Origin of the sequence: Psychroserpens sp. (genome assembly GCF_045105015.1) — a bacterium.
Lineage (GTDB): Bacteria > Bacteroidota > Bacteroidia > Flavobacteriales > Flavobacteriaceae > Psychroserpens.
In genome coordinates, this window is the sequence record NZ_JBGCCX010000046.1 from 1 (window position 1) to 5,630 (window position 5,630).

The 5,630-nt window shown below is 34.5% G+C and carries 3 protein-coding genes; all 3 read right to left on the reverse strand.

Translation table 11 applies throughout. The annotated features are described in order from the left end of the window. On the reverse strand, positions 1-895 hold an 895-nt coding region (locus tag AB8B90_RS03545; RefSeq protein ID WP_405333694.1), incomplete at its 3' end, for a SusE domain-containing protein. 14 nt (positions 896-909) lie between these two features. Continuing rightward, positions 910-2,466 carry a RagB/SusD family nutrient uptake outer membrane protein gene (locus tag AB8B90_RS03550; protein WP_405333696.1) on the reverse strand — a complete coding sequence of 519 codons (1,557 nt, stop codon included), beginning with the start codon at positions 2,464-2,466 and terminating at the stop codon, positions 910-912. A gap of 10 nt (positions 2,467-2,476) precedes the next feature. Next, positions 2,477-5,563 carry a SusC/RagA family TonB-linked outer membrane protein gene (locus AB8B90_RS03555; protein WP_405333698.1) on the reverse strand — a complete coding sequence of 1,029 codons (3,087 nt, stop codon included), beginning with the start codon at positions 5,561-5,563 and terminating at the stop codon, positions 2,477-2,479. Positions 5,564-5,630: the final 67 nt, after the last annotated feature.

Genomic DNA, 5,630 nt, shown 5'->3' on the forward strand with positions numbered 1-5,630 from the left:
CTAGGCCAGCGCCAACACCATAAAGGGTTTCAACTTCACATGTGCCACTACCTTGAGGTGCACCTAATGTAATTTCTAAAGTATTTGTGTCAATTGTTAAGAAGTAAACTCCAGAAGTACCAATAAATTTGAAGTTAAGGTTGTCATCCATATTTTGTTCAATATTTGAATCGATTGTGTAGCCAGCATCAGCGTAGAAAGGATAATTTCTACCCGTTGCCCAATCTCCTGCAACAGTAAAGAATCTGAAGTTAGCATCACCATCACTAGTAAATTCTACATTACCAGACCAAACACCATCAGCAGAACACATTAACTCAACAGGTGTAGCCCAATCCCAACCAGCTGTTGGTAAACCAGCACCTACAGCATATAAAGTTTCAACTTCACAAGTGCCTCCAACAACACCAGTCTCTTCTTGAAGTTCAACATTTAATGCCTGAGTCGCAGACACTGTTGGTAAACCGTCATCACCTATTACTGACATCAATCTAAAATATAACATACCAGTATTATCTGGAGCTACATTTACTAATCCAGCTGCTTCAGCTAAATCAATCATTTGACCCACAGTTACAGGAATTTCATTCCCAGAAGTATTTCCTAAGTTGTATAATGCATCATCAGCAATATAATCGCTAAAATCCTGAAGAGTAGCAGCCTGCAGACTATATGTAACGTTGGTAGCAACACCATAATCGGCGTCATCCCATGTGAAACGTTCAGCTAAATTACCGCTTACTGAAGAATTAAGAACGTAGTTACTTAAGAATGTTGTGTTAAATCCTAGATTTGTTGGCTCTTCACCTACAAATTCTAAATCATCATCTTCTTGACAAGCCGTAAAAGCAAATACAGCTATAAATGTTAGTACTAAAAATTTTAAATTTTTCATCGTGTTATTTTTTATTAATATCCTGGGTTTTGTGTTAAATTAGGGTTTGCTTGTAAAGCAGTTGCCGGAATAGGGAAAAGCTTGTAAGTGTCTGGAATAGAAGTGCCATCTGCAGCACCACCTTTCCAAGGCCAATTATAAGTTCCACCTGTGAAACGACCAAATCGAATTAAATCAGAACGTCTGTGTCCTTCAAGATTTAATTCTCTTCCACGTTCATCAATTATAAAATCAAGTGATAAATCACCCATTGAAATTAAATCCGCATTTGATCTGTCTCTTACATCATTTACATAAGTTAGTGCATCACCCATATTTGTGTTGGCAGCACCTCTTACAGCAAGTTCAGCATACATCAAGTAAACATCTGCTAGCCTGTAGAAAGGGAAATCTGTACTTGAAAAATCAACAGGTGTTCCAGAACCGTCTGAGGTTGTATTTCTAAATTTCGTAGAAGGGAAACCATCAACCCATGTTCTATAATCTGCCATGTCAAAATTATGACCATCTGTCCAAAATAGACTTGCTCTAACATCATTAGAAGCAGCTAAATCAGTTGCGCTTGAACCAAATAACCCATACCAACCAGATGTCGCTCTGTGACCAGTCCAGCCCTGAGTAGCACCAAACTGAGATAAAGGCATTGTGTCTGCACTTAAACTTCCATTTACAATGTAAGTAGTGTTCCCAAAACTTTGACTTGTTAAAGATTCAGCTAATAGTGGGAAAATAATTTCTGGTGAACCATCATTATCAGCAGAAAACAATTTAATAAAGTTAGGATCTAATGAGTAAGGTCCTTCATTAATTATTTTGTTAACATAAAATGCAGCTTCATTCCAATAAGAAACACCAGTGTAGACTTCAGCATTCATATATAATTTAGCTAATAACATGTCCACAACATATCTATTTGCTCTTCCATAGTTAGAAGTGGTAGATATAACCGGTTCAATGGCTAATAATTCTGATTCTACATAGTCAAATAATTCTTGACGTGTTGCCTCAGGAAGTGGTTCAGATTGACCAAAATTTTCTTCAGTCGCTTTGACACCTTTACCAAATACATCAATTAAATTGTAATATGCTAAAGCTCTAAGGAAACGCGTTTCAGCAACGATATTTTCTTCATTTGGAAAATCTGCAATCTCTAATGCTTGTAGAAAATTATTACACTGAGGAATTGTGTAATATGCTCTATCATAGAATAACCTGAAGAACTTATTATTTTGATCCCAATTAGATGTTGTAGTTAATTGATCAAGACCATCATCACCCCAACGATTTTTCATTGCATCTGATGTAAAGTCTTGAAGATTAAGGATAGCTCTTAGAAAAGCACCTTCACCAGCATCTGGACTTACAATATCAGAACTACCAGGACCACTAGGTCCAGTTAGTGCATAAGAAGCATAAAGCCTAGAAACTAAGCCTTCAACAGCATTTGGGTCTGAAGCTAAAAGCTCGTCTAATGTAAGCTCAGTAATAGGAGCTGTGTTCAAATCATCTGAGCAAGAATTTATGCCCAGTGCTGTAACACATAATAATAAAATTAAAAATCTTTTTTTCATAATCATTTTTTTAAAAATCTAAATTAACACCGAAAGTATAAACTGTAGGTCTTGGATAGAAATTACGATCAATTCCTTCAAAATTCTCAGGATCTTGTCCTGAATAATCAGTGATTAAGAATGGATTTGTAACAGCTGCATAAAATCTAACTGATCCATTTTTAATCATATTGTCAAACCTATGACCTAAGGCAATGTTATCACATCTTAGGAAAGAAGCATCTTCTAAATAATAATCAGAAAATTGACCATTACCATTTACAACACTAACATCACCAAACACAGCATTTGCTGAGCCGTCATAGAAATTTAACACATTTGTCAAATTGTTTTGACTATTAGCAATTGCACTATCAGTAAAACCATAATTTGTTTGAGGTAAGTTGTAAATATTTCCACCTATTTGACCTCTGAAACTAGAGCTTAAATCCCAATTTTTATAATTGAAATTTAAACTGAAACCGTAGGTCCAATTCGGTGCAATTTGTGCATAATACCTGTCAGCATCAGTGATTTGATTATCACCATTTAGATCAACAAAAGCATTAGGAATTGGATTTCCACTAGCGTCATAAACTTGTTTAAATACAAAAGCACTTCCGGCTTGTTCTCCAACAGCATGTCTTAACAAGCTAGTTCCTGTACCTCTAATACTTCCACCAGCATTTATATCGGTTAAGCCATTCAAATCAGTAACTTCTGTTTTATTATAAGAAATATTTGCTCCAATATTAAATGAGAAGTTATCATTTCTTACAGGATTAATATTTAGATTTAATTCAAAACCTTCACTTTCTGTTTCACCAACATTATCAATAAATGCATTTGTAAGTGCTTGTCCAGGAGGAACTGGAGTTTGAGCTAATAAATCGGTTGTGTTTCTTTTATAAATATCAAAAGATCCCGAAACATATCTGTTATCAAAAAATGTGAAATCTAAACCTAAGTTATAAGTCGTTGTCTTTTCCCAAGTTAAATTAGGATTAAATGGTTGAGCAGAGTACAAAGATGAATTAGGGAAATACTGACTATTAGCATCTCCTGCTAAGAATAATGGAATTGAAGGATAAAAACCAACAACACCAGTAATATCTTGTTGACCAGTTTCACCCCAACCCAGACGTAACTTTAAAGAATTAATGAATTTAGAATTCTCTAAAAATGATTCCTCATTAATTTGCCAAGCTAAAGCAGCTGAAGGAAAATAACCCCAACGATTGTCTTCAGTAAATAGTGAAGACCCATCCGCTCTAAATGATACAGTTAATAAATATCTATCTTTAATACTAACATTTGCTCTTGCAAAATAAGATTGTAGATTTAATACGTTGTAATATCTATTGTTTGGATTAGCAGGATTAAAAACCTCTTCTCTTAAGCCTGTAATAGGATTGTTTTGAAAACGGTCTTGATTACCATCATTTTTAAAATTTTGGTAAGAATAACCAACTTGTACGTCGTATTTATTTACAAAACCATCTTCAATATCTTTGTTATATTGTAGGTAACCATCAAAGGTTGTGTTGGTAATGTCTTGACGTTCCCTAAAGTCAGTTCCTGAGTTATATAAAAAGTTTGAATTAATATCAGTATTAGTAGTGTCAAAATTGTAAGCTGCAGCTGAATTGTTACTAAAGCTTACTTCTCTTGTTGCTTTAGATGCGTCTAGACCTAGATTTACAACTGCTTTTAATTCTGGAAGAAATGGCATTTTGTAGTCAAATTCAACATTTCCTAAAAAACGAAACACATCATCAGGACGTTCTATTTGTTCCAAATCAGCAAGAGGATTACCTTGAATAATTCTACGGAATGTATTATTGTCATCAAAAGTTGTTAAGTAATAACCTCCAAATCTATTTCCTGGAGAATTATCAAACACAGGTTTTGTTGGGTCAAATTGAGCAGCACTACCTATAGCTCCTCCTGCATCTACATTATTTTTTTCAGCAAGAATTGCTTTTGCATTAAAATCTATTTTAAGATTGTCATTTAATAATGTTGGTGTTAATTTTAAAGACGCTGAAAGTCTTTCATAATCATCATTTCTAACCACACCTTCAGCATTGGTATAACCAACTGAAGCTCTAAACGGAATTTTTTCAAATAAATTTGCTCGTGCACTAAAGTTAGTATTCGATGTAAAAGCAGTTCTTGTAATTTCATCATTCCAGTCTGTATCATAAATAGCTCTACCATTAATGATTTGTGTCACAGGCTCACTAGTTAGTACAGAACCAACTGGTACTCCAAGCTGTCCAAGTCTTGTTGGATGAAATTGCTGAATGAATTGAACAAATTCATTTCCATTCATAAAATCTAGACCTTTACCAGTATTACTAACTGAAACATCAGAAGAAAAGTTGAATTTAACACCTCCAGATGTACCTTTCTTTGTTGTAATTATGATAACACCATTTGATGCTCTAGATCCGTATATAGCTGTTGCAGATGCATCTTTTAGTATAGAAAAGCTTTCAATGTCGTTTGGATTTACCAAGTTTAAGGGATTTGATACTCCAGCAGGATTGTCATTACCAATTGGCACACCATCAATTACAATTAATGGATTGTTTTGAGCATTCAATGAAGAACCACCACGAATTCTAATATTTGGCGCAGAATCTGGAGATCCACCAGTATTTGTTATTCTTACACCTGCAGCCTTACCATTTAATAGTTGGTCTGTAGATACGATGGCACCTTGGTTAAAGTCTTTTGAGGAAACAACGTCAACAGAACCTGTTGCATCTTCTTTTTTTACAGACCCATATCCAATAATTACAATCTCATCAAGTTGTGCAGCATCTTCAACCAATGCTACATCTAAAGGTGATTGACCAGAATAAGTAATCTCTTGTGTGACATAACCCAAATATGAGAATACCAGAATATCGCCTTGATTTACACTAATGCTGTATAGACCATCAAAGTCTGTTGAAGCTCCAGTTGTAGTTCCTTTGACGAGTATGTTAACGCCTGGTAATGGAGATGCATCAGCTTGATCTGTCACAGTTCCTGTTACCAAAGTTTGAGCAAATAAAGTTGCAGGCAACAAAAAAGCTAGCAATAACAAGCTATTTAAAAATGTTTTCATACACTATTTTTAAGTTAATTTCAGTTAATTTGTTGTTTATATTTTCACTTCTAGCGTTAAAATTATG

Coding starts and splice junctions, on each gene's coding strand:
- AB8B90_RS03555 (WP_405333698.1), bottom strand. CDS start 5,563: ATGAAAACATTTTTAAATAGCTTGTTATTGCTAGCTTTTTTGTTGCCT.
- AB8B90_RS03550 (WP_405333696.1), bottom strand. CDS start 2,466: ATGAAAAAAAGATTTTTAATTTTATTATTATGTGTTACAGCACTGGGC.